The organism is Streptomyces canus (assembly GCF_001514145.1).
Classification (GTDB): domain Bacteria; phylum Actinomycetota; class Actinomycetes; order Streptomycetales; family Streptomycetaceae; genus Streptomyces; species Streptomyces canus.
Genome location: NZ_KQ948657.1, coordinates 961,129 through 984,355, shown reverse-complemented (window position 1 = coordinate 984,355; position 23,227 = coordinate 961,129). Strand labels below are relative to the sequence as shown.

The window sequence follows — 23,227 nt, the reverse complement described above, 5'->3', positions numbered from 1 at the left end:
TCAGCCCGTCTTCGCGGCCGACTTGGACGGGGATGCCGACTTCGACGCCGACTTCGACGGGGACGCGGACGGCGAAGCGGACTTCGACGGGGCCTTCGAACCCGCGGCGGACTCCGACGGGGCCGGGTTCGCAGCGCCCTCGCCGTTCGCCGCCGACACCGCGCTCACCGTCTCCTTGGCGGCCTGCCCCGCGAGCTTCCCGAGGGTCTCCGCACTCGGAGCCTTGTCACCGGCGAGACCCGCGCCGTTGTAGTCGACGGTCACCACGACGTTCTCCACGCGCGTGACGACCGTCTGCTGCTTGAAGGCGCCTTCCTTCTTCTTCAGGTCATAACGCACCAGCGTCGCCACGTCACCCGTACCGGAAACCGCCTGCGACTTGGTGTTCTTCGCACCGGCCACCGACTGGGCGTCCTGGATCTGCTGGTCGTAGTACTTCTGCGCCTGCGCCTCGCCCGTACCCCGCGAGGAGTCCGACTCGAAACGGAGCAACGACACGTTGAGCCAGCGGAACTGCGAGCCCTTCACACCGTTGTTGTCCAGGCTGCTCCAGGAGCAACTGCCGCGCGTACCCGCCTCCGCCGTGCCCTTCTTGCCGGACTTCGCAGCCTCCGGGACGAGCGACTTCAGCGTCTTCTTCGACAGCACCCCACACGCCTCGGGAAGCGACTTGTACGCCGCCGCCTGCACCGTGGGAGCCGCACTCGCGGACGCCGACACCGTCGCACCGGCGCCCGCGGCCTTGTCGCCACCGCTGCCGGAGCCGGAGTCGCCGGAGCCGGAGTCGGAGGAGCAGCCAGAGGCGATCAGCATCACGGGGACTGCGGCCGCGCAGACAAGGACGCGGTGAAGACGCTTCGCTCGCTGGGCAACCTGGTCACGCTCTGCTCGTCGCTGCATGGTTCCTTCACTCATGACGCTTGTGGTTCCTGCCGTCGGATCGGGTCCGAGGGGCCACGGTACGCGGTGAGGATGCAGTGCGGTCCAGCTTCGAATGTCCTGTGCGCGCGGGTGAGGGGTGTGTGGAGAGCCCTCAGCCGGACAGCGACCCGGCCAGCTGAGAGGCCAGTTTCCGGGCGTTGTCCTGCATTTCCTTGCTGTCCGGAGTGACGCCGATCGTCGTCGGCTGCTCCTCGTACTCGATGGTCACGATCACGTTGGACGTGCGGAACGCCACAGTCACCTTGCGCTGCTGAGCCGTCGAACCCGAGTTGCTCAACACGTCGTCCAGGAACGCCTCGTCGCCCAGATCGTCCAGAACGCGGGGCTGGAGATCGGACGGAGTGGCCGAGGCCGAACCACTCGGACTCGCGGAACCACTCGCGGTGGCCGTAGGCGAGGCCGTCGGACCTGTGGTGCCGCTCTCCTCCACGTCCGACACGGCGCTGGACGTCGCCGCCACCGGCAGATCGGCCTTCTCCTCGGTCTGCGCGAACAGCTGCTCCGCCTGACTGTCGTCGCTGACCGCGTTGTCGTACGACACCACACGCTCGAAGTCGACTGCCAGGTACTCCGTGGCGTCCGTGGCCTCCACCTTCCAACGGCAGCCGACCTTGCGGTCCGTGTCGTAGGTGAGCGTGGCCTGGCCCTCGTAGGCCTTGGCGCGCTGATCCTCGTCGGCGATCTGCTGGATGCCGGGCAGGAGCGCGTCGAGGGTGCTCTGGCCGACCACGCCACACGCCTCGGGAAGAGTGCGGTACTTGCCCGGCTGCGCGGCGGGGGAGGCGGTGCCGATGTCGCCGGGATTGGCGTCGTCCGTCGGGTCGTCACCGCCCGAGCTGCCGGTGCAGCCGGCCAACAGCGCCGCGAGGAGGGCGGCGACGCCGGGTACGTAGGCCTTCCGCTGCACGGTGGGGCTCCTCTCGGAATGTCTCCGACTCGTGGGGAACTCAGTGTCCCCGCAGGTTATTCGCTTGCCGCAACTGGGTGCGCCCTGGAGACAATGTGTATCGCACGCACTGCCGTGAACGCCGGTCCGTCATCCCATTCGTCGACCTTGGCACCGGTTTTGCGCTTCAAGACTTCTGTTTGCTTTCCGGGGGAATGAGGACGATATGTCGTACGTGGAGATGCCGGGCGCCAAGGTTCCGATCCGTATGTGGACCGACCCGGCGACGGTCGAGGACGTGGCCCTGCAGCAGCTGCGCAACGTCGCGACCCTGCCGTGGATCAAGGGTCTCGCGGTGATGCCGGACGTCCACTACGGCAAGGGCGCGACGGTCGGGTCCGTGATCGCCATGCAGGGTGCGGTGTGCCCGGCGGCGGTGGGTGTGGACATCGGCTGCGGGATGTCGGCGGTGAAGACGTCTCTGACGGCGAACGATCTGCCGGGGGATCTGTCCCGGCTGCGGTCGAAGATCGAGCAGGCGATTCCGGTGGGGCGGGGGATGCATGACAGTCCCGTCGAGCCGGGGCGGTTCCATGGGTTGGCTACTGCGGGGTGGGACGACTTCTGGGGGCGGTTCGATGGGGTCGCTGACGCGGTGAAGTTTCGTGGGGAGCGGGCGGCGAAGCAGATGGGGACGCTTGGATCCGGGAATCACTTTGTTGAGGTATGCACTGATACGGACGGTTCTGTCTGGTTGATGCTGCATTCCGGTTCCCGGAACATCGGCAAGGAACTCGCCGAGTTCCACATCGGCGTGGCCCAGAAGCTTCCGCACAACCAGGGGCTGGTCGACCGCGACCTCGCCGTCTTCATCGCGCAGACGCCGCAGATGGAGGCGTACCGAAACGACCTGTTCTGGGCGCAGGAGTACGCCAAGTACAACCGCACGATCATGATGGCGCTCCTCAAGGACGTGGTCCGCAAGGAGTTCAAGAAGGCGAAGCCGGTCTTCGAGCCGGAGATCAGCGCACACCACAACTACGTTGCCGAGGAGCGTTACGACGGCATGGACCTGCTCGTGACCCGCAAGGGCGCGATCCGGGCCGGTTCCGGCGAGTACGGCATCATCCCGGGCTCCATGGGCACGGGTTCGTACATCGTGAAGGGCCTCGGCAACGAGAAGGCCTTCAACTCGGCCTCGCACGGCGCGGGTCGGCGCATGAGCCGCAACGCGGCCAAGCGGCGGTTCTCGACGCGGGACCTGGAGGAGCAGACGCGGGGCGTGGAGTGCCGTAAGGACTCCGGCGTCGTGGACGAGATCCCGGGTGCCTACAAGTCGATCGACCAGGTCATCGACCAGCAGCGGGACTTGGTGGAGGTCGTGGCGAAGCTGAAGCAGGTTGTCTGTGTGAAGGGCTGACGTGTGAGGCCCCCGGTGGACACCGGAGGCCTCACACACGTCATTGATCGTTCGGCATCAGCATGCGGCAGTTGCGGAGTCGCCATCGGCGCATACGGCAGCTCTGCTCACTGCGTCCGAGTTTTGCGGCCACTTCCGCGACGTCGTCGGACTGAAGGAGCGTCTGGTCTTCGGAGGCCGTCCAGCGCCGTGAGTGCACGATTCGCATGTCGTACGGGCGGGTCCAGGAGGCGGCTGCATCGGCCTTCACCTGCTTGCGTCCAAGAGACAGACAGCCTGAGTAGTACAGGTCGGCCGCCAGGATCTGAGCAGCCTCTTTCTCGTAGGTGAGGTTGTAGACCTCGTCGCGTGTGTTGCGGTTCGCCGTGCGCTCCGCGCCGGTGATGTCCCTTGCGTAGGCGCACAGATAGGCAGCGATGGCCGTACTCGACGTGGTCAGGGAGACGAAGGGGACGCCCTGGCCCGCATGGCCAATCGAGCCGTCGGCGTCGATGAGCCCTCGCAAGTAGTCACGTTTGGAGAAGGCGACCCTCGGTGGGGCGATCAGCCGGGACTTGCGGCCGTGGGGCAAGCCGAGGTTGTTGAGTTTCGTGCGAGCCTCAAGGGAGCACAGGGTCCACACCGCTGAATTGTGGTTGTCGGCGAAGTTCGTGGACCGGGTGCGCTCGGTCACGCTGCTGTTGTAGGGCGTCAAATGCTTGAACCGGTACAGCAAGTCGATGTCTCGGCTGTTGAGTTCGACGCTCAGGTGGCCTTTCTGGCCCGCACCTTGATAGAGATGCCCGTCCGCCTGCAAGAAGCCGAACATGTACGCGTACTCGGGGACCGTCAGGTCCATGAACTGGGGAGCGTTAGGCTCGCATTCAGCCACAGGGAAGCGCCTACTTCCTTGTCGGTCAGGCCCTCGGCCGGGTTGCCGCCCGGACGAGGGCCGTCGTGTTGATGTTGTGGCTTGAGCCTAGGACGCCAGTTCAGGGGCGTTCGGGTGATCGAAGAGGTTCATCCCTGTGGGTGACCGCGCTCCAGTTTCCACTTACTTCGGGGCGTGCATCACCGCGTAGATCATGACGAAGGCCACGATGTGGATGCCGAAGAGGAAGTAGGCGAGCCACCACCACATCTGGCGTTCGTCGTGCGGGTCCTTCTCGTCGCGGGTCACAGTTCTCGGTGGACCTTTGTGTTGGACGCCTGGGCGCGGGGGCGCAGGACCAGGAGGTCGACGTTGACGTGGCTGGGGCGGGTCACCGCCCAGGTGATGGTGTCGGCCACGTCGTCGGCGGTCAGTGGTTCCGCGACGCCCTGGTAGACCTTCTCCGCCTTCTCCTGGTCGCCGCCGAAGCGGGTCAGGGCGAACTCGTCGGTCCTGACCATGCCGGGCGCGATCTCGATCACGCGGATGGGGCGGCCGACGATCTCCAGGCGGAGGGTCTCCGCCAGGACGTGGGCGCCGTGCTTGGCGGCGACATAGCCGGCGCCGCCCTCGTAGGTGCCGTGGCCCGCCGTGGAGGAGACGACGACGACCGTGCCGTCGCCGCTCGCGTCGAGCTTGGGGAGCAGGGCCTGGGTGAGGTTCAGGGTGCCGATGACGTTCGTCTCGTACATCGAGCGCCAGTCGGCGGGATCGCCGGTGGCGACCGGGTCGGCGCCGAGGGCTCCGCCGGCGTTGTTCACGAGCACGCCGACCGTCTTGAAGGCGGAGGCGAACTCGTCGACCGCGGCCCGGTCCGTCACGTCCAGCTGGTAGGCCGTCGCCTGGTGGCCCGCCGCGTTGATCTCCTCCGCCAGCGCCTCGATACGGTCCTTGCGGCGGGCGGTCAGGACCACGCGGTAGCCGGCCGTGGCGAGCTGCCGTGCGGTCGCCGCGCCGATTCCGCTGCTCGCCCCGGTGACGATCGCGATCCGGGACGCGGGGGACGGGGCGGCGGATGCCATGGCTGCTCCTCGGTCGTGCGTGGGTACGGGCTCCCGCCAGGATAGGTCGGCCGCAGTCCGAGGCTCCGAGCGGTCCGGATCGCGGGCCGGTGCGAAACTTGAGGTGGGTGATCCCCTGACATACGGAGGTGGATCATGGGAGAAGCGCGTGAGGTCATGGACCGGCTCACCGATGCGCTCACCACGCACCCGGACCTGAAGGTCATCGCCGAGCTGTACGCGGAGGACGCGGTCGCCCGGACACCCGACGAGGGGGAGATCCGGGGTCGCGCCGGCATCGTCGAGTACTGGCGGCAGATGACGGAGGCGGTGCCCGAGGCCACGTTCGAGTCGCTGCACGCCTATGAGGCCGGGGACACGGCCATCGACGAGGGCGTCTTCAGCGGACGCAACACCGGGCCGATCCAGCTGCCCACCGGGGAGACGCTCCCGGCGACGCAGAAGGAGGTCAGGATCCGCGGGGTGGACATCGCCACGGTGAAGGACGGACGGATCGTGGACTACCGGCTCTACTTCGACGAGATGGAGTTCCTGGGGCAGCTGGGGCTGCTGCCCGACGACGAGACGTCTTGAGTACGGCCGCTCAGTCGCCCCGCGGCGCGTACATGATCACTGCCATGCCCGCGAGGCAGATCAGGGCGCCCGTGATGTCCCAGCGGTCCGGGCGGTAGCCGTCGGCCGCCATGCCCCACAGGATCGAGCCGGCCACGAAGATGCCGCCGTACGCGGCGAGGATGCGGCCGAAGTGGGCGTCGGGCTGGAAGGTGGCGACGAAACCGTAGGCGCCGAGGGCGAGGATGCCGCCCGTGGTCCACATCCAGCCGCGGTGCTCCCGTACGCCCTGCCAGACCAGCCAGGCTCCGCCGATCTCGAAGAGGGCGGCGACGACGAAGAGGGCGGCGGAGCGGGCTACGAGCATGGGGATCAGCCTCGCATGCACTCCTCCTGACGGGTCAGGTCAGGGCCAGGGCCGCGATCACCGGGGCCGCGTAGACCAGCGGGTACGGGATGTGTGTGTACCAGTGGGCGCGGGCCACGGTCACGGCGGCTCCGGTGAAGTAGAGGACGAGGCCGATGCCGGCCGCGAGGCCGACGTAGGGGACGAAGAGGCCGGCCAGGAGGCCTGCCGCTCCGGCGATCTTGGCCGCGCCGAGCAGGTTCCACCAGGCGCGTGGGACGCGGTAGTCGGTGAGGGCCTTGACGATCCAGCCGGCGCGGGTGAGGACGACGGTGCCGGAGTAGCCCGCCATGGCGGCGGCGAGCAGGGTGACGACGGTGTGGGCGACGGACATGAGGTGGCTCCTTCGAGCTCCGGGTCATCGGTTTCACGGGGTTGACCCGGGGCGGAGCGGGAGTGTGACAGCCCGGCCGGACTTTTTCGGAGCCGTGCCCGGGGTCAGCCCGCGGCCGCTTGTGCGTACGCCGTCGGCGGGACCCCGACCGTCGCCGTGAAGTCCCGGACCAGATGGGCCTGGTCGGCGTAGCCGAGGTCGGCGGCGAGGGTGGCCCAGTCGACCTCGCTGCGGGTGCCGGCGAGCTCCAGGGCCTCGTGGATGCGGTAGCGGAGGATGACCCACTTCGGACTCACGCCGACGTAGGCGGAGAAGAGGCGTTGCAGTGCCCGTACCGAGAGTCCCGCCGGGCGGGCGAAGTCGTCGACGCGGCGGACGGTGCGGTCGTCGTGGACGTGGTCGACGAGGGCCGTGGCGAGGTCGGCCTGCGGGTCGGGGGCGGCCGGGGCGAGGGGCAGGAGGAAGGCGTCGAGTGCGGCGAGGCGGGCCTCATCGGTGGCGGGGGTCACGACCTCGCGGGCGGTGTCCGTCGTGATCTGCGGGAACACGTCCCGGGCGGCGAGCGTCTCGCCCGTCCAGTGGGACACCGGGTGCTCGGGGGCGTACGGCCGGAAGCCGCCGGGGCGGAACTTCACCCCGCAGACCCGGCCCCGGCCGGTGAGTTTCCTGGTGTAGAGGCCTCCGGGGATGCCTGTCAGCTCGGCGTAGGGCGACCCCTCTTCCTGCTGGAAGGTGAGGTGGACAGAGGGGTGCGGGACGACGTGGGAGGCGTAGGGCTCGGGCAGGTCCCAGTCGATGAACCAGTACCGCTCGATGTACCGGCGCAGTGGCTCGGCGGGCTCGTGGCGGCGGAACCGTACCCGGGTCAGCAGCCCGGCCGGGTCGACGATCCCGCGGGTGTCGCGTCGGGGGGCGGCCATGAGGGGATCGTACGTCCGGGTAGGGCGTCGCGTTTCTTCAAGAAGAGGAGACGGCGGCCTTCGTACGGTCGGGGCATGGACACGAACTTCGCGAAGAAGACGTACGGCATGGGCGAGCTGCTGGGGATGGCCCGGGAACGGGCGGTTCCGGTGTTCCGGGGGATTCCGGACGCGGCTCTCGGGGCTGCGACGCCCTGTGCGGAGTACGACGTGAAGGCGCTGGTCAATCATGTCTTCCAGGTGATCGTGCAGTTCCAGCGGCTGGCCGTGAAGGAGCCGTCGGACTTCGGCGAGGTCACGCCGGACCGGGTGGCCGAGGGCTCGGACTGGCGGGAGCGGCTCACGCGGGAGGCGGACCGGCTGGTGTCGGCCTGGTCCGCGCCCGGCGCCGAGGAGGGCACGACCGGGGCGATGGACATGCCGGCGCGGCTGGTCGGCGCGATGGCGCTGCTCGATCTGACCGTGCATGTGTGGGACCTGGCACGGGCGACGGGACAGGAGTACGGGCCGGCGGACGAGGCGGTCGTGACGGAGCTGACGGCCGCGGTGGCCCAACTGGCGCCCACGGCCAGGAAGATGGGGGTGTTCCGGGAGCCGGTGCCGGTGGCGGAGGACGCGCCGGCGTTCGAGCGGCTGCTGGCGGGGACGGGGCGGGATCCGGGCTGGGGGTGAGGGGCGGGCCGGTTCGGGCGGGGACGGAGACGGGGGTGCGGGGTTGTGGCGCGACGGGGGCCAGGAGTTCGGAGGGGTTGGGGTTTGTGAGAGCCGGCCGGTTGGAGTGATGGCGGCTCGGGGGTTGGGGTGATGGTGAATGGGGGGTGAGAGCGGGGCGGTGTTCGAGCGGCTGCGGGCCGGTGGGGGCTGGTCGCGCAGTTCCCCGCGCCCCTGGGGAGTGGCAGTCACCCACGTTGCGACGGTCCGTTCGCCACCTCGCGCGCCACAGCGGACCGTTGGCCGCACGGCGCGCCACCACGGGTCGTTGGCCACGTAGGGCGCGCAGGGATCGGGGGTGCGGGGCGAGGGCGGGGCGGCTGGTTGCGGTGCTGGTGGGGCGGCGGGACGGGGTCGGTGGGGCCGCAGGGCGAGGGCGTCGGTCGTGCTCGGGCCGTGGGGTGCTCTTCGGGAATAGGTCGGGGTGGGGTGTCGTTCTCCGGGTACGCGGTTATAGTTGAACGGTAAACAACCTGGAGGGTGAGCGATCATGCAGTTCGGGATCTTCAGCGTCGGCGATGTCACGCCGGACCCGACGACCGGCCGTACGCCGAGTGAGCGTGAGCGGATCAAGGCCATGGTCGCGATCGCCCTGAAGGCCGAGGAGGTCGGGCTCGACGTCTTCGCGACCGGCGAGCACCACAACCCGCCGTTCGTGCCGTCGTCGCCGACCACCATGCTCGGGTACATCGCCGCGCAGACCGAGAAGCTGATCCTCTCCACCTCGACCACGCTGATCACCACGAACGACCCGGTGAAGATCGCCGAGGACTTCGCGATGCTCCAGCACCTGGCCGACGGCCGGGTCGACCTCATGATGGGCCGCGGGAACACCGGACCGGTCTACCCCTGGTTCGGGCAGGACATCCGCGAGGGCATCAACCTCGCCATCGAGAACTACGCCCTGCTGCGCCGGCTGTGGCGCGAGGACGTCGTGAACTGGGAGGGGAAGTTCCGGACGCCGTTGCAGGGGTTCACCTCCACGCCCCGGCCGCTGGACGGGGTCGCGCCGTTCGTCTGGCACGGCTCCATCCGCTCCCCGGAGATCGCCGAGCAGGCCGCCTACTACGGCGACGGGTTCTTCCACAACAACATCTTCTGGCCGGCCGACCACACGAAGAGGATGGTCGAGCTGTACCGGGCCCGGTATGCCCACTACGGGCATGGGACGGCGGAGCAGGCGATCGTAGGCCTCGGCGGCCAGGTGTTCATGCGCCGCAACTCCCAGGACGCGGTGAAGGAGTTCCGGCCCTACTTCGACGTCGCACCGGTGTACGGGCACGGGCCCTCCCTGGAGGACTTCACCGACCAGACCCCGCTGACCGTCGGCTCCCCGGAGCAGGTCATCGAGAAGACGCTGAAGTTCCGCGAGTACGCCGGGGACTACCAGCGCCAGCTGTTCCTCCTCGACCACGCAGGACTGCCCCTGAAGACCGTCCTGGAGCAGCTCGACCTGCTCGGCGAGGAGGTCGTGCCGGTGCTGCGCAAGGAGTTCGCGGCAGGGCGGCCCGCGGACGTCCCGGAGGCTCCCACCCACGCGTCCCTGCTGGCCGCGGAGCAGAACAAGGAGGTCGTCGCATGAAGCTCGTCGTCGTGTCCGCGGGACTGAGCGTCCCGTCGTCCACCCGTCTGCTGGGAGACCGGCTGGCCGCGGCCGTGGGCCGCGCGGCCGAGGTGGACGTGCAGGTCGTGGAGTTGCGGGAACTCGCCGTGGAGATCGCGCAGAACTTCACGAACGGCTTTCCGGGACGCGCGCTGGCCGCCGCACAGGAGGCGGTGGCCGGGGCCGACGGACTGATCGTGGTGACCCCGGTGTTCTCGGCGTCGTACAGCGGACTCTTCAAGTCGTTCTTCGACGTGCTCGAACCGGAGGCCCTGGCGGGCAAGCCGGTGCTGATCGCGGCGACCGGTGGTTCGGCCCGGCATTCGCTGGTGCTGGAGCACGCGCTGCGGCCGCTCTTCGCCTACCTGAAGGCCGTCGTCGTGCCGACCGGGGTCTACGCCGCGTCGGAGGACTGGGGTGCCGAGGGGCTGGACGGGCGGATCGAGCGGGCGGCCGGGGAGCTGGCCGCGCTGATGGCGGGACTGTCGGTCGGGCGCGGGCCGCGTGCGGTCCGGGCCGACTCCTTCTCGGCGGTGGTGCCGTTCGAGGAGCAGCTCGCCGCGTTGCGTCCCACGGGGTGAGAGGGCAGTAAGAAGGGCACGAGGTGAGCAGCTCATCACGTCGTACGACTCGGCGGGACGGCACACTGAGGGTGTGCCCCAAAATGTGCTGCTCGCCGAAGACGACCGCGCCATCCGTCACGCCCTGGAGCGCGCCCTGACCCTGGAGGGCTACCAGGTCACCGCGGTCGCCGACGGCGTCGAGGCGCTGGCGCAGGCCCACAGGACGCCGCCGGACGTGCTCGTCCTCGACGTGATGATGCCCGGGATCGACGGGCTGCAGGTCTGCCGGGTGCTGCGCGCCGAGGGCGACCGGACGCCGATCCTGATGTTGACGGCGCTCGTGGAGACCCAGGACCGGATCGCCGGTCTGGACGCGGGCGCCGACGACTATGTGGTCAAGCCGTTCGACGTCGAGGAGGTCTTCGCCCGGCTGAGGGCCTTGCTGCGGCGGACCAGCCCGGACGGGATGGCCCCGGTCGGCGCGGCTCCCCGGGTCGTGGTGCCCGACCTGCCCGAGGGGCGGATCGAGGCGGCGGGACTGCGCATGGACATCCAGGCGCGGCGGGCCTGGCGGGGGACGCGCGAGCTGGAGCTGACCCGTACCGAGTTCGAGCTGCTCGAACTCCTCGTGCGCAACGCGGGCATCGTGCTTGATCATTCGACGATCTACGATCGCATCTGGGGCTACGACTTCGGGCCCGGCTCCAAGAACCTCGCCGTCTACGTCGGCTATCTGCGCCGCAAGCTCGACGAGCCCGGCGCCCCGCAGCTGATCCACACGGTGCGCGGCGTGGGTTACGTGCTCCGGGAGGACTGAGTGGGGCGGCTGGCTCGGCTGTGGGCCCGGCCGCGGCCCCGGTTGCTGTCCCTGCGGACCACGTTCGCGGTGTCCTTCGCCGCGGTGACGGCCGCGGTGACCGTGCTGGTCGGTGTGCTGTCGTACAGCGCCGCCGCGCGGCTGGTGCGGGTGGACCAGGAGTCCGTGTTCGACCAGGTCGTGCAGGACCTGCGGGACGAGGTGAGCCAGCACCGGATGACACCGGACGACTTCTCGTCATCGGCGCCCGGGCACGACCTGGTGCGGCCCGCTCGTACGGACGTGCAGGTGCTGGGGCCCACCGGGGCGGTCGCCGATCCCGGGCGGCCCGGGCTGCCGGTGATCTCCGGGGACCGGCGGGTCGCGGCCGCCGGTGCGGCCGGGCGGATGGTCCTGCACAAGGAGGTCTCGGTCGGCAGCGACGTGTACCGGATCGCCACGGTCTCGCTGGGTGGCGGGCGGGGCGCCGTGCAGGTCGCCCAGGAGTTCAGCGACACCGAGGATCTGTTGCGGGCGCTTCAGCAGCGGACGTTTCTGCTCATGGTGGCGGTCGTGGTGGGCGCCGGGTTGTTCGGGTGGTGGCTGGCCCGGCGGATCACCCGGCGGCTGGTGATCCTCACGTCCGCCGCGGAGGATGTGGCCCGGACCCGGCGGCTGGGGATCGAGGTGCCGGTCACCGGTTACGACGAGGTGGGGCGGCTGGGGCGGGCCTTCGACCGGATGCTGGGGCGGCTCGCGCAGTCGGAGGAGGATCAGCGGCGGCTGGTGCAGGACGCGGGGCACGAGCTTCGGACACCGCTCACATCGTTGCGTACGAACATCTCGCTGCTGCGGCGGATCGACGAGCTGCCGCCCGCCACGCGCGACGAGCTGGTCGCCGACCTCTCGCAGGAGGCACGGGAGCTGACCGATCTGGTCAACGAGCTGGTCGACCTCGCGGCCGGACAGTCGGACAACGAGCCGCCGCAGCGGGTGGACCTCGCCGATGTCGCGGAGGAGGTGGCGGGGCTGGCCCGGCGGCGGAACGGGCGGGACGTCGTGGTGCACGCCAGTGGGTCGACGGTGACGGACGGGCGGCCGGGGATGCTGCAGCGGGCCCTGTCGAACCTGGTCGAGAACGCGGCGAAGTTCGACCGGGACGGGACCGCTCCGATCGAGATCTCGGTGTCCGGGTTCACGGTGGCTGGGCCGGTGCGGGTGGAGGTGCTGGACCGGGGGCCGGGGATCGCCGACGCCGATCTGGTGCGGGTCTTCGACCGGTTCTACCGGGCGGCGGACGCGCGGTCGTTGCCCGGGTCGGGGCTGGGGTTGTCGATCGTGCGGGAGGTGGCGTTGTCGCACGGGGGTGCGCCGTTCGCGTTTCCCCGGGAGGGGGGCGGGACGGTGATCGGGTTCACCGTGGGCGGGGATGCCTCCGGCGGTTGAGCCGGGTCTGCCCGCGCCCCGCCGCACCGGCCCCTCAGAATGGGCACACCTGTCCGAGAGAGTGGGGGCGTCGACGTGCTCAGTGACGAGGAGGCCGCGGTCCTCGCGGCCATTGACGAGGCCGAGGTCGCCCGGACCCTGCTGGAGCTGATCGCGATCCCCAGCGTGACCGGGAGCCCCGCCGAGTCGGAGATCCAGCACCATCTGGCGGGCCGGCTCCGTGCGTCGGGTCTCGACGTCGACCTGTGGTCGATGGATCTGCCGGCCCTGCTGGCCGATCCCGGCTTCCCCGGCTCCGAGGCGCCGCGCGACGAGGCGTGGGGGCTGGTCGGGCAGACCCAGGACGGTGGGGACGGGCCCACGTTCGTGGTGCAGGGGCACGTGGACGTCGTACCGCCCGGGGACCTCGCCGCGTGGGAGGGCGACCCGTTCGTGCCCCGGGTCACGGGAGACCTGGTCCACGGGCGCGGTGCCTGTGACATGAAGGCCGGGCTGGCGGCGGAACTGGCCGTGCTCGCGGCCCTGCGGGACAGCGGCGTCCGGCTGCGGGGGCGGGTCGCCGCGCACTTCGTCGTGGGAGAGGAGGACGGGGGACTCGGGGCCTTCGGGACCCTGCGGCGGGGCTACGGCGGTGACGTGTGCGTCATCGCGGAGCCCACGGCCGGGAGCCTCATCACGGCCAACGCCGGTGCGCTCACCTTTCGGCTCACCGTCAACGGCAAGGCGGCGCACGCCAGTTCGCGGTACGAGGGGGTGAGTGCCCTGGACGCGTACGTGCCGTTGCACCAGGCGCTGGCCCGGCTGGAGGCCGAGCGGAACCGCGAGCCGCATCCCCTGATGGCCGCATACCCCGTTCCGTACGCCCTCTCCGTGGGCATCCTGCGCTCCGGCGACTGGTCCAGCAGTGTGCCCGACCTGCTGGTCGCCGAGGGGCGGCTGGGGGTGCGGCTGGGCGAGGACCCGGCGGCGGCCCGGGCGGAGTTCGAGCGGTGCGTGGCGCGGGTGTGCGCCCTTGACCCCTGGTTGCGGGAGCATCCCGTGGCGGTGAGCTGGCCCGGCGGGCAGTTCGCCAGCGGGCGGCTGCCCGCCGGGCATCCCCTGCCGGACGCCGTCCGGGCCGCCCACGCGGATGCGGTGGGCGGCCCTGCCCTGCCGGAGCGCGGGGCGCCGTACGGGAGTGATCTGCGGTTGTACGCCGGGGCCGGGATCCCGGCCCTCCAGTACGGGCCCGGGGACATCGGGGTGGCGCACAGCCCGCGGGAGCACGTGGCCGTGCGGGAGGTGGTGGACGTGGCGCGGGTCCTGGCGGTGACCGTGTTGCGGACCGTGGGGACGAAGTAGGGGGGGGCTAGTTCGCCGTCCTGCCGAAGCAGCGCTCCAGCTCGTCCAGGTCGTAGAACTTGCTGCCCTTCGAGACCGGCTCGCAGCCCGCCTTGAACGCCGTCTCCTTCTCGTTGTAGAGCATGCGGACCAGGTAGGTGCCGCCCTTGCGGAACACGTCCCACTGGATGTTCGAGCCGAGCGGGGCCACGGCCGCGCCCCGCCAGGCGTTGGTGGCGTACGTGTACGGCTTCGACGCCGTCGCGCCCTGCGTGCTGCCCGGGAGGCCCATCAGGGCGGCCAGCGGGATGATCTCCTCGGCGTGGGTGAAGCGGAGTTCGGCGCCCAGGTCGCTGGTGCCGGCGCGCTTGGCCTCGACCTTCTCGAAGAAGTCGTCGAGGAGGACACCCGCCATCTTGTAGGTGATGTCGCTGTCGGCGAAGCCGGGGCCCTTCTCGTAGAAGTCCTCGGCGTCGCTGAGGTAGCCGAACCAGTCCGCGTCCCGCTTCGAGATGAACCTCTCCAGGCCCCAGCCCTTGCCGCCCGGGCTCTCCTCGCGCATCGCCGGGGCGATGGCGTACAGGTTGTAGACGGCCTGGGCCGCGGCCACCTGGTCGTCGGCGGAGAGCGTGTCGACGAAGGACGTACGGAAGAGCTTCTTCAGTACGTCGCGAGCCGCGCTGTGGGTCCGCGGCTGGTCCGTGATCGCCTTGAGGGTGGTCGCCAGGCGCTGGTCGTTCGCGAGGTAGTCGCGGTACGCCTTGCCGCCCGCGGCCTTGTGGAAGTAGAGCAGGTCGACGTCCGTGCGGGTGGCGCCGATCAGGGGCTTGAGCTCCGGGTCCCTTTCGGCGAGGGTCCCGGCGTAGATGTTCGCGCTGTCCACGGCCCGGCCCTGGCCCGAGCTGACCACGTCGATCTTCTCGTCCTTCTTCGCGATCGTGGCGAAGAGGCCCGGCAGTCGCTGCGCCAGGCGGGTCGCCGTGGACTGCAGTTCCTGCTTGCCGCGGCCGCTGAGGTCGCCGTAGCCGACACCGCTCATGGCCGCCTGGAGGGCCCGGACCTTCGGGCCGAACGCGCGGCCCTTCGCGGTGAGTCCGTTCGCCGCCCCGGCCTTCTCGGCGAGGGCGAGGACCAGGTCGCCGTCCTCGCTGTCGGTCGCGGCGCGGGAGCCGTGCCGGGAGACGTTCTCCGTGAAGACGGGGACGAATCCGGCGGGGGCCTTCTGGTAGGTACGGGGGTTCTGCTGGGGCTCGTAGGGGGCCTTCGTCCCGGAAGCGGTGCTGTCGCTGCGGTGCTCCGGAACGGCCTGCGCGGGGAACGCGGCGACCGCGAGGAGGGATACGAGGCCTGCGGTGGCCAGGGCTGGGGTGACACGTCTCATGTGCGCATCGTTTGCGGGGGACGTGAATCACGGGTGGCCGCGGGGCGGCGGCCCGGCCTCTGGCAGGGCTGGCTAGGGTCAAAGAGCGGCACAGGTCAGGGGGAGCGGGGTCATGGGTTTCCGGTCGCGGTACAAGGCCGTCCGACCGCGGTACAAGGTGGTCGCGGGGCTGGTGGTGGCGGGGGTCGCCGCTCTCGTCGTTCACGAGGTGAACGCGCCGGACTACGGGGTGCGGGCGGCGCCGCGCGCGGACGCTCCCGCCTGCGGGCGTCTCGACTATCCGGACCGGCTGGGCGGACAGCGGCGCAAGGACGTCTCCACCGCCGGGGTCGGCGTCTGGGGGGACGGGGCCGTGGTGCTCCGGTGCGGGCTCACGCCTCCCGCGCCCACGGTCGACGCGTGCGTCGACATCGACGACGTCGACTGGGTGTGGCGGGACGCGGGCTCGCGCGGCGGCAGCAAGGTCCTCGTCACCTACGGCCGTGATCCCGCCGTCGAGGTCGAGATCTCCTCCCGTGTCGACGCCGTCGACGCGGTGCTGGTGGAGATGGGCCGGCTGGTGAAGCCGATCGCGCAGAAGTCGAAGAGCCTCGGCGACGGGGACGTCCTCTTAGGTCGTGTGGTGGCGGGTGCGAACCGTCACGACTCCCCGCTGCTCGCCCCGACCCTGGACCGCCTGGTCGACCTGGGACCGCTGCCCGACGACATCACCGTGCACCTGGACGCCGGCTACGACTCGGACAAGACCCGCGCCCGTCTCCACAAATGCGGATTGCAGGGCCGCATCGCGCACAAGGGCGAGAAGGCACCGATCCAGGCAAGTCAGAGGTGGCATGTGGAACGGACCCACGCCTGGCAGAACGCCTTCCACCGCCTCGCCCGTTGCTACCGCAGACGGGGTGGGGCGTCAGCCGCCCAGACCGCGGTGAGGAGTTTCTGCCCGTCCCGGCCGAACTCCTCGGCACGCTCGCGCACCGCTACCTTGCCGCCCGCAACTTTCCCGTCTCGACCTTCCGGCCGTACCGCTTGGCCCACTCCGGTTCGATCAGCGGCACCAGCCAGTCCGGATCGTCTTCGGCGATCTCCTCCAGCGCAGCCCGCACGCTCTCGCCCGCCAGCTCCAGCCGGCTCAACCGCCGCACCGCCGCCAGGACATGAGTGGCATCAGTACGCTGTCGGCCCCGCCCCTTGAGCAGCCCGGCCGCCACCAAGCGGTCCAGCATCAACTGAAGCAGCTGATCCGCCCGGCTGCCCTCGGCCAGCCGGGCCCGGAACTCACTGAGTACCGAGTGGTCGAAGCCCGGATCGTCCAGTTCAAGGCCAAGTCCGTACTTCCAGTCGATCCTCGTGCGCACCGCATCCGCCGCCGCCCGGTCCGAGAGGTTCTCCGCGAACTGCAGCACCGACACCAGCGCCAACTGCCCCGGCGAGAAGCCCGGTCGGCCATCGGAGGGATACAGATGAGTGAAGTCCTCGTCGGCGAACACCACATCCAGCCGATCCCTCATCAGCATCACCGGCATCCCCTTCGGACACGCCGCCACGCAGTACGGACCGTCATCGGAGGAATCCGCTGGAAACTTGCCGGACGCATCGACACCGTCCACCGCCCCACAACCGAGGCCGCCCCGCCTCTGACCAGCCAACCACCACCAGCGTCCGCCGTCACCACCCAGTCAAGATCACCAACAGAGTCACGGCATTGGGTCTAACCCGCCCCCTTTGATCAGCCTGGCCGGCTACTCGCGGCGCGAGAGGTCCTCGGGGGTGGGCTGGTACCGCGTTGTGTACGGATGGCCTTTGTAGTCGACGGTCATGGTGTGCCGCAGGACGTCGTCGTCGGCGTCGTAGAAGACGTGCTCGATCTCCAGGCAGATCCGCTCGGTGGAGATGCCGAAGTCCTGCGCCTCCTGGTCGTTCACCTGCCGGGCCCGCGTGCCGGTGATCATTTCGCACCGTGCCGGGTGGTGCGGCCTGGCGGCTCGATCGTAGTTCCTTGCGGACGGTGTCCTCGTCGGCCTGCACCTGCTGGACTGGTCCAGGGAACTGCGGTCTGACGCGGTCCGCTGACACGCGCTCGGCGAGCGCACGGACGACGGTCCCGGTGATGTGAGGAAACTGCTGGGCTATCGGATCCGCACGGCGACGATCGTCGCCAATGTCGGCGACAGGCGGATTTCGGTCGCATGGAGCAACGGGTGATCCAGCCAGTGGCGTCGCGCGGCATCATGCTCGGCGGCACCGGGGGAATCAGCGGGAGTGAAGTCGTCAAGCACGACGGTCCCCCCGACCGCCAGCCATCCCGCCGCTGGGTCCAGCGGCGAGTCGACCGACGGGTCCTTGCCCTTGCCCCCGCCGTCCAGGACGAGGAGATCAAACGGGCCGTGCTCAACGAGTTCGCGCCAATCGCCATGCTCCACGCGTACATGTGCGTGGTCGGAGAACAACTCGGCTGCCGCCGACGCCCGTTCTTCGTCGAGCTCGATGCTCACAAAGGACGTGGTCGGGTCGGATGCCTCGACCATCCACGCCAGCCCGACGCCGCAGCCGGTGCCGGTTTCACCAATCCGTCCGCCGCGCCAGCCGCGCGCGAGGACCGAGAGGAGCTGACCCTGCTCCGGGGCGCAGGAGTGATCGAAACCGAGGCTCGCCGCGAGCTCCACCGCCGAATCAACCAACGGTGGAAGCACGCCAACGTCCGCATACGCGGAGTTTCCGCCGACTGCCATGCGCACTCCCTGTCTGATCGCCTGGTCCTCAACTGATTGTCTGATCCTCCACCGGTCAGGGCCCTTGCGTGAAGTGATCGTGAAGTCCGGCTGTGGTTCCCATGGCCAGCGCGGCGCCGATGAGGGCGACTCCGGCCAGGAGCCAGAACGCGCCGGAGTAGCTGCCGACTTGACCGGCGAGCAGGGCGCCGGTTGCCGGGGCGAGGGCGATGGCGAAGGCCGCCGGGGTGGTGGCCAGGGCGTTGCGGGTGGCGAAGCGGTGGAGTCCCCAGCGGTCACTGACGGCGGTGGCCTGGAGCAGCGTGAAGGTACCGCGGACGGCGCCGGCCGCGACAGTGGCCGCGATCAGCAGGAGGACGGGGCCGGGGATCGAGGCGAGTGCCGCGACGGCGACGGCTCCAGTGGCCAGTACGACCGCGGTGCGGGCGCGGGGACTGGTCCTGCGGGTCAGTGCGGGGTAGCCCAGCCGCCCGAGCAGTTGGCCGGCGCCGCACAGGCCGAGTGCGGTGGCGGCGGTGGTGGTGCCGATCCCCCGGCTGATGAGCAGAGGGACCAGATTGGTGGTCGCGGCGTAGAGGCCGAGCGAGGCGAGGCCCATCGCGGCGGCCAGGAGCCAGAACGCCCGGCTGGAGGTCACCTCGCGGGTTCGGGGAGGGGTCTGCGACGGCGTTCGGGGCGGGGCGGGGGGCCAGGGCGGTGTCAGGCAGAAGAGGTGCAGAGGGAGGGTGACCACGCCCAGCACCACGGCCAGCACCACATAGGTGGTACGCCAGCCGAGTTGGGCGAGGAGGAAGGCGGTCAGTGGCGCGTAGACGGTGCTGGACAGGCCGGCGACCAGTGACACCGTCGTCAGGGGGCGGATCCGGTCGGGGCCGTACCAGCGGGTCAGGGCAGCGAAGGCCGGTGCGTACAGGAGCATCGACTGGGCGAGTCCCACCAGCATCCATGCCGCGATGAACCACGACAGACGGGGTGCGGCGGCCACGGCCAGCAGCGCGAGGATCCCGAGGAACGACCCACAGGTCATCACCCGGTGAGGCCCGTGCCGGTCGAGGAGCCGACCGACCAGCGGGCCGGCCACCACGCTGGTGAGCAGGCCTGCCGAGAAGGCGCCCATGGCCGCCGTCGCCGACCAGCCGGTGTCACGCGTCAGGGCGGTCAGGGCCACGGGGAAGGAGTAATAGAGGATGCCCCAGCTGGTGAGCTCGGTAACGCACAGAGCGGCCAGGGCCGAGCGCATGCCGGGCGCGCCGGCCTGTCCGGAGGGTGCTGGAAGGGGCGCAGGAGCCCTGCGCGTGTCGCGATTCACTCCTCCTCACCCGTGACCAGGGCACGTTGCATGAGTCGCGTGTCGATCCAGCGACCGTGCTTGCGGCCGACGCGCTTCAGCAGTCCCGCGTCTGTGAAGCCGAAGCGGCGGTGCAGCGCGGCCGAAGCGCCGCTGCCGTTGTCTGCGATGACCGCGATCATCTGCCGCACACCGGCCCGGGTGCTCTCGGTGACCAGCGCGCCGAGCAGGGCGCCGCCCAGGCCCTTGCCGGTTCGGTCGGGGACGATGTAGACCGTGTCCTCCACGGTGTAGCGGTAGGCCGGCTTGGGGCGCCAGGGTCCGGCGTAGGCGTACCCGGCCACTTCGCCGGACAACTCGGTGACCAGGAAGGGAAGGCCCCGGTCGGTGAGCTCGTCCAGCCGCCCACGCCATTGCTCGACGGTCGGCGGGATTTCCTCGAAGGTGGCCAGGGTGTGGTTGACGTAGTGCGTGAAGATCTTGGCCACGGCCGGCAGGTCCGCGGGGGTGGCGGGGCGGATGATCGTCTCGGGGGCTGCCACGGCGCGCTCATTTCTCTATAGTGAAAGTCGATGCTATTATAGAGGAATGATGGATCTGGTGGCATTGGGTGGGCATGTGCAGGCGCTGCGGCACACTCGGGGCCTCACCCTTCAGCAGCTGGCAGAAGCTGCCGAGGTGAGCGTGAGCATGCTGTCCTCCGTCGAGCGCGGCCAGAAGGCGCCCACGGTTGTCGTCCTTGCCCGCATCGCCGACGGCCTCGGCGTCCCTCTCACCGAACTGGTCGCGCAGCCTGACGACAACCGCGTCATCGTGCGCCGCCTCACCGACCAGGAGACCGTGGACGAACCCGGAGGGTGGCGGCGCACGATCCTCACCCCGGTCGTGCCCGGCGTGAACTTCGAATGGATCCGAACCACCTTGCCGCCGGGCTGCGACGCCGGACAGTTCCCGGCATACGCCCCGGGATCCCATGAGTTCGTCGTCGTGGAATCCGGAACCCTTCAACTCACCGTCGCCGACCGCCTGGTGGAACTGCGCGGCGGGGACTCGCTCTACTTCGCTGCCGACGTCACCCACGCCTACGCCAACCCCGGCCCTGAGCCGTGCACTTACTACATCGCCGCACTCATCATGCGACCCCGAGCAGCCCAGCCGCACAGCCGCGGATCCGCCGCGTCTCCCAGGGTGCCGGACGCCGCAGGCCACCAAACGGCGTCCGGTAACTGAGTTCGGTTCCCGCCCCCGGTCCATTTCCTCTCGGAGCCATGCGTCCGGCAAGCCGCCGGTGTCGATGGGCCGCAGCACCTTGCCTCTCGGCTTCCCCTACGAGAGCGCGAGTTCGTTCATCGCCGCCCGCTCCACGAGAAACCCCACATGTGCCGCCGCGCGCGGTGACGGGCGAGGGCTGGCAGCGGAGGGGGCGATGACATCGTGGTCGTAGGTGCGGTGGTCGATGCGGATGGCGCGTTCGGTGATGGCCTGCCAGCGCACCGGCAGCAGTTCGAGATAGTCGCTGCCGCTGAGCTTGTCCTACCTTCCAAGCGTGGGTCTGAGCTGGTCATTCGTAAGATCGGCGGACCCAGGGGCTCTGGGTATGGCTGTGAGCTTGTCGCCGTTGGATGGCTCAAAGAACTTGGCCGCCCGGAGCCCCGCGACGACTCGAACGCTAGGGCCTGTTGTGAAAGTGGATCATCATCTTGGATGATCACTGGTCGTGGGGCGTGGTGATCTGACGGACGGCCAGTGGGCCCAGCTGAAGCCGTTGTTGCCGCATGGCAAGAAGCCGGGCCGGCCACCGACGTGGACGCGTAGGCAGTTGATCGACGGCATAAGGTGGCGGACCCGGACCGGTGCTCCCTGGCGGGACGTGCCCGAACGGTATGGGCCCTGGGACCTGGTCTACGACCTGTTCCGACGCTGGCAACGGGACGGTACCTGGAAGCGGATCTTCGTGCAGCTGCAGGCCGAGGCCGACGCGAAAGGCTTGATCACATGGAATGTGAGACCCCACGGTCGCTCGGGCTCACCAGCACGCTGCCGGTGCGCGTAAAAAGGGGCACAGCAGAAGGAGCCTCCCGGCGGCATGTTCACCGAGCCCGATGACCACGGCCCGGGCGGTCGCGCGGCGGGTTGACCACCAAGCTGCACCTGGCCGTGGAGCAGGGCCAAATGCCTCTGTCGCTGCTGGTCACCGCCGGGCAGCGGCACGACAGCCCGCAGTTCCTGCCGGTCCTGGGGGGGGGGTATCCGGGTGCCCCGCATGGGCCCGGGCCGGCCACGGACCAAGCCGGACAGGGTCCGCGCGGACAGGGCGTACGGCTCCCGCGCGAACCGGGCCTACCTGCGCAGACACGGGATTGGCTGCACGATCCCGGAGAAGGCCGACCAGGTCCGCAACCGCAAGAAACTCGGGGTCCGCGGTGGCCGGCCGCCCAAGTTCGACAAGGACGACTACAAGGAGCGCCACGCGGTGGAGTGCGGCATCAACCGGCTCAAGCGCCACCGGGCCGTGGCCACGAGATACGAGAAACTCGCGGTCCGCTACGAAGCGACGGTGCTGGTCGCGGCCATCAACGAATGGCTGTGACTATCACGCCTGCGACTGGCGCGGCGGCGTCGAATCGGTCAGTGACTTGAACAGGTGCACGTCCGCGTGCCCTCCGGGGATACCCAGCGTACGACCGGTCTCGGCGTAGCCGTGGCGCTGGTAGAAGTCGGGGGCCTGGAAGGTGAAAGAGGAGACGGCGACGCGATCGCAACCGCGTCGCCGTGCCTCTGTCTCAGCTGCCTGCAGGATCCTGCTACCCCACCCGTCCTTGCGGCTGCCCTCGCGAACCCACAGCAGTTCCATGCCGCAGAGGCCGCCCCACGTCCATGCGGCCAGCCCGCCGACCAGTTCACCTGCTTCATCGGTGACCTTGATCGAGAACGTTCCGCGGTCAGCCGCACCTGTGGCCACCGTGTTGAAGGCGACCAATTCCTCGGTCAGTCGGTCGTTTAGATCGGTGTCGCGCTCGCCGATGGTCAGAGTCGGGCCGGAGCCATGGTCAGTCGTCACGGCGGGGAGTATGTCAGTCCGTCCGACTCCACGGCACGCGATTACTCAAGGCCTTGATCCACTTGCACAACACGGCCTAGGCGGACCGCGGGCGCAGGGGGGTCGTCTCCAGTGCGGCCCGGGCCGCCTCCAGTGCCGGGTGGGTCTGTTCCGCGACCCGGTGGAAGGCCTCCTGGGCGGGGCGGGCCGGCCAGGCCGGGGGGAGGTGGCGGGCCGGGAGTCTCGGGTCCGTGCGGATGGTCCGGAGCCACTCGCTGACCAGGCGCAGTCGGGTGCCGATGGGGTCGTCGTCGGCGCCGTTGCCCAGGTGGGCGCTCCAGCGCTTGTCGAAGGTGACATAGCGGGCGGCGATGGACTCCAGGTCCCAGGTCTCGCGGATCATCCGCTCGATGTCGGTCACCTCCGAGGCCTGGGCGTGGAAGATCTTGACGTGGGCCGTGAGGCCGAGCTCGGTGACGACCGCGGAGACGTCCACGTGGCCGGGGGCGATCCACAGGCCGCTGTACAGGGCCCCGAATCCCGACCAGGTGAGCCGTGAGCGCAGGTCGTGGCGCTGGCGTTTCCAGGAGTCGGGCAGGGAGAAGCCGAGCAGGGTCCAGGAGCCGTCCCAGTCGTCGTTGACAGCGCCCTGCTTCCAGATGCGGGTGCGGCCGTCGATCAGGACCCGGGTGGCCTGCGGGGTCAGGCCGAAGAACATCTTGCGGCCCTCGCGCTGACGCTGGAGCAGGCCCCGGTTGACCATGCGGGTGAGGGTGGAACGTACGGCCTGCTCGCCCACGCCCACGCGGCCCAGGACGTCGATGATGCTGCCCGAGTAGACGCCCAGGTCCCCCTCCTCCAGGACGTGGTTGCCGAAGAAGGTGAGCATGAGCGACTGCGGGCGCGGCTGCGGCCCGTCCGCGGTGTCCAGGATGTCGTCGTCCTCCACGGGGGCAAG

26 protein-coding genes and 3 pseudogenes are annotated in these 23,227 nt (G+C 69.9%); 12 read left to right on the top strand and 17 right to left on the bottom strand.

What is annotated here, in order from left to right; genetic code table 11:
- Entirely contained in the window at positions 1-915 is a 915-nt protein-coding gene (locus tag AQJ46_RS09370) for a DUF3558 domain-containing protein (RefSeq protein WP_167368202.1), read from the bottom strand.
- A 118-nt stretch (positions 916-1,033) separates the two neighbouring features.
- The gene (locus AQJ46_RS09365; RefSeq protein WP_059205075.1) at positions 1,034-1,849 is read right to left on the bottom strand and encodes a hypothetical protein; all 816 of its coding nucleotides are present in this window, start codon (positions 1,847-1,849) and stop codon (positions 1,034-1,036) included.
- 205 nt (positions 1,850-2,054) lie between these two features.
- Here AQJ46_RS09365 and AQJ46_RS09360 point away from each other — a divergent pair, with 205 nt between their 5' ends.
- Positions 2,055-3,248 (top strand): RtcB family protein, encoded by a 1,194-nt coding sequence (locus tag AQJ46_RS09360; protein ID WP_059205074.1) that lies wholly within the window; start codon positions 2,055-2,057, stop codon positions 3,246-3,248.
- Positions 3,249-3,288: 40 nt separating this feature from the next.
- On the opposite strand, the gene AQJ46_RS09355 is transcribed toward AQJ46_RS09360, so the two are convergent.
- The 3 genes from AQJ46_RS09355 to AQJ46_RS09350 all read right to left on the bottom strand — a co-directional run bounded on the left by AQJ46_RS09355 (position 3,289) and on the right by AQJ46_RS09350 (position 5,180).
- Entirely contained in the window at positions 3,289-4,086 is a 798-nt protein-coding gene (locus AQJ46_RS09355; protein ID WP_079072189.1) for an LAGLIDADG family homing endonuclease, read from the bottom strand.
- 195 nt (positions 4,087-4,281) lie between these two features.
- Positions 4,282-4,407: a hypothetical protein gene (locus tag AQJ46_RS58420; protein WP_263972861.1), complete on the bottom strand. Its 126-nt coding sequence runs from the start codon at positions 4,405-4,407 to the stop codon at positions 4,282-4,284.
- On the bottom strand, positions 4,404-5,180 hold the full coding sequence (locus tag AQJ46_RS09350) for an SDR family NAD(P)-dependent oxidoreductase (protein WP_059205072.1): 777 nt from the start codon (positions 5,178-5,180) through the stop codon (positions 4,404-4,406). The genes AQJ46_RS58420 and AQJ46_RS09350 overlap by 4 nt, the downstream gene beginning before the upstream one ends.
- Before the next feature lie 135 nt (positions 5,181-5,315).
- Between AQJ46_RS09350 and AQJ46_RS09345 the strand changes: the two genes are divergently transcribed.
- Positions 5,316-5,753 (top strand): ester cyclase, encoded by a 438-nt coding sequence (locus AQJ46_RS09345; RefSeq protein WP_059205071.1) that lies wholly within the window; start codon positions 5,316-5,318, stop codon positions 5,751-5,753.
- Positions 5,754-5,763: 10 nt separating this feature from the next.
- On the opposite strand, the gene AQJ46_RS09340 is transcribed toward AQJ46_RS09345, so the two are convergent.
- The 3 genes from AQJ46_RS09340 to AQJ46_RS09330 form a co-directional block, all read right to left on the bottom strand.
- Positions 5,764-6,099, bottom strand: a complete 336-nt coding sequence (locus AQJ46_RS09340; protein ID WP_059205070.1) for a YnfA family protein — start codon at positions 6,097-6,099, stop codon at positions 5,764-5,766.
- A gap of 34 nt (positions 6,100-6,133) precedes the next feature.
- The gene (locus tag AQJ46_RS09335; protein ID WP_059205069.1) at positions 6,134-6,472 is read right to left on the bottom strand and encodes a DoxX family protein; all 339 of its coding nucleotides are present in this window, start codon (positions 6,470-6,472) and stop codon (positions 6,134-6,136) included.
- Between the two features lie 104 nt (positions 6,473-6,576).
- Positions 6,577-7,392: a helix-turn-helix domain-containing protein gene (locus AQJ46_RS09330; protein WP_059205068.1), complete on the bottom strand. Its 816-nt coding sequence runs from the start codon at positions 7,390-7,392 to the stop codon at positions 6,577-6,579.
- A 75-nt stretch (positions 7,393-7,467) separates the two neighbouring features.
- On the opposite strand from AQJ46_RS09330, the gene AQJ46_RS09325 reads away from it, so the two are divergent.
- The 6 genes from AQJ46_RS09325 (at position 7,468) to AQJ46_RS09300 (ending at position 13,852) form a co-directional block, all read left to right on the top strand.
- Positions 7,468-8,064, top strand: coding sequence for a TIGR03086 family metal-binding protein (locus tag AQJ46_RS09325; protein WP_059205067.1), 597 nt, complete (start codon positions 7,468-7,470; stop codon positions 8,062-8,064).
- Between the two features lie 529 nt (positions 8,065-8,593).
- Entirely contained in the window at positions 8,594-9,685 is a 1,092-nt protein-coding gene (locus AQJ46_RS09320) for an LLM class flavin-dependent oxidoreductase (RefSeq protein WP_059205066.1), read from the top strand.
- Positions 9,682-10,287, top strand: a complete 606-nt coding sequence (locus tag AQJ46_RS09315; protein ID WP_059205065.1) for an FMN reductase — start codon at positions 9,682-9,684, stop codon at positions 10,285-10,287. The genes AQJ46_RS09320 and AQJ46_RS09315 overlap by 4 nt, the downstream gene beginning before the upstream one ends.
- A gap of 73 nt (positions 10,288-10,360) precedes the next feature.
- Positions 10,361-11,086 (top strand): response regulator transcription factor, encoded by a 726-nt coding sequence (locus tag AQJ46_RS09310; protein ID WP_208616896.1) that lies wholly within the window; start codon positions 10,361-10,363, stop codon positions 11,084-11,086.
- A complete protein-coding gene (locus AQJ46_RS09305) occupies positions 11,087-12,511 on the top strand; it encodes a sensor histidine kinase (RefSeq protein WP_059205063.1) in 1,425 nt (474 codons plus the stop codon).
- A gap of 75 nt (positions 12,512-12,586) precedes the next feature.
- Positions 12,587-13,852: an ArgE/DapE family deacylase gene (locus tag AQJ46_RS09300; RefSeq protein ID WP_225887278.1), complete on the top strand. Its 1,266-nt coding sequence runs from the start codon at positions 12,587-12,589 to the stop codon at positions 13,850-13,852.
- Between the two features lie 7 nt (positions 13,853-13,859).
- On the opposite strand, the gene AQJ46_RS09295 is transcribed toward AQJ46_RS09300, so the two are convergent.
- A complete protein-coding gene (locus AQJ46_RS09295) occupies positions 13,860-15,212 on the bottom strand; it encodes a histidine-type phosphatase (RefSeq protein WP_059205061.1) in 1,353 nt (450 codons plus the stop codon).
- Positions 15,213-15,324: 112 nt separating this feature from the next.
- Between AQJ46_RS09295 and AQJ46_RS59010 the strand changes: the two are divergent.
- A pseudogene (locus tag AQJ46_RS59010) lies at positions 15,325-15,765 on the top strand (DUF3515 family protein); the annotation flags it as partial.
- Positions 15,766-15,813: 48 nt separating this feature from the next.
- Positions 15,814-16,110, top strand: a pseudogene (locus tag AQJ46_RS57140) (transposase); the annotation flags it as partial.
- Between the two features lie 79 nt (positions 16,111-16,189).
- On the opposite strand, the gene AQJ46_RS57135 reads toward AQJ46_RS57140, so the two are convergent.
- From AQJ46_RS57135 to AQJ46_RS09265, 5 genes are all read right to left on the bottom strand, one after another.
- The gene (locus AQJ46_RS57135; protein WP_159064008.1) at positions 16,190-16,819 is read right to left on the bottom strand and encodes a transposase; all 630 of its coding nucleotides are present in this window, start codon (positions 16,817-16,819) and stop codon (positions 16,190-16,192) included.
- Between the two features lie 132 nt (positions 16,820-16,951).
- Complete coding sequence (locus AQJ46_RS09280) at positions 16,952-17,161, bottom strand: hypothetical protein (protein WP_059205059.1); 210 nt, start codon at positions 17,159-17,161, stop codon at positions 16,952-16,954.
- A gap of 177 nt (positions 17,162-17,338) precedes the next feature.
- Complete coding sequence (locus tag AQJ46_RS09275) at positions 17,339-17,941, bottom strand: O-methyltransferase (RefSeq protein ID WP_059205058.1); 603 nt, start codon at positions 17,939-17,941, stop codon at positions 17,339-17,341.
- A gap of 55 nt (positions 17,942-17,996) precedes the next feature.
- Complete coding sequence (locus tag AQJ46_RS09270; RefSeq protein WP_225887277.1) at positions 17,997-19,250, bottom strand: MFS transporter; 1,254 nt, start codon at positions 19,248-19,250, stop codon at positions 17,997-17,999.
- Positions 19,247-19,771: a GNAT family N-acetyltransferase gene (locus AQJ46_RS09265; protein ID WP_059205056.1), complete on the bottom strand. Its 525-nt coding sequence runs from the start codon at positions 19,769-19,771 to the stop codon at positions 19,247-19,249. Before AQJ46_RS09265 ends, AQJ46_RS09270 begins: the two co-directional genes overlap by 4 nt.
- A 46-nt stretch (positions 19,772-19,817) precedes the next feature.
- Between AQJ46_RS09265 and AQJ46_RS09260 the strand changes: the two genes are divergently transcribed.
- Complete coding sequence (locus AQJ46_RS09260; RefSeq protein ID WP_059205055.1) at positions 19,818-20,459, top strand: helix-turn-helix domain-containing protein; 642 nt, start codon at positions 19,818-19,820, stop codon at positions 20,457-20,459.
- A gap of 96 nt (positions 20,460-20,555) precedes the next feature.
- Here AQJ46_RS09260 and AQJ46_RS56150 read toward each other — a convergent pair whose 3' ends face one another.
- Positions 20,556-20,723: a hypothetical protein gene (locus tag AQJ46_RS56150; RefSeq protein ID WP_167368197.1), complete on the bottom strand. Its 168-nt coding sequence runs from the start codon at positions 20,721-20,723 to the stop codon at positions 20,556-20,558.
- Positions 20,724-20,946: 223 nt separating this feature from the next.
- Here AQJ46_RS56150 and AQJ46_RS51970 point away from each other — a divergent pair.
- Positions 20,947-21,819: pseudogene (locus AQJ46_RS51970) on the top strand (IS5 family transposase).
- 3 nt (positions 21,820-21,822) lie between these two features.
- Here the strand turns inward: AQJ46_RS51970 and AQJ46_RS09250 are convergent.
- Both AQJ46_RS09250 and AQJ46_RS09245 read right to left on the bottom strand, forming a co-directional pair.
- The gene (locus AQJ46_RS09250; RefSeq protein WP_059205054.1) at positions 21,823-22,290 is read right to left on the bottom strand and encodes a GNAT family N-acetyltransferase; all 468 of its coding nucleotides are present in this window, start codon (positions 22,288-22,290) and stop codon (positions 21,823-21,825) included.
- 76 nt (positions 22,291-22,366) lie between these two features.
- On the bottom strand, positions 22,367-23,218 hold the full coding sequence (locus tag AQJ46_RS09245) for a PaaX family transcriptional regulator (RefSeq protein ID WP_225887276.1): 852 nt from the start codon (positions 23,216-23,218) through the stop codon (positions 22,367-22,369).
- Positions 23,219-23,227 lie beyond the last annotated feature (9 nt).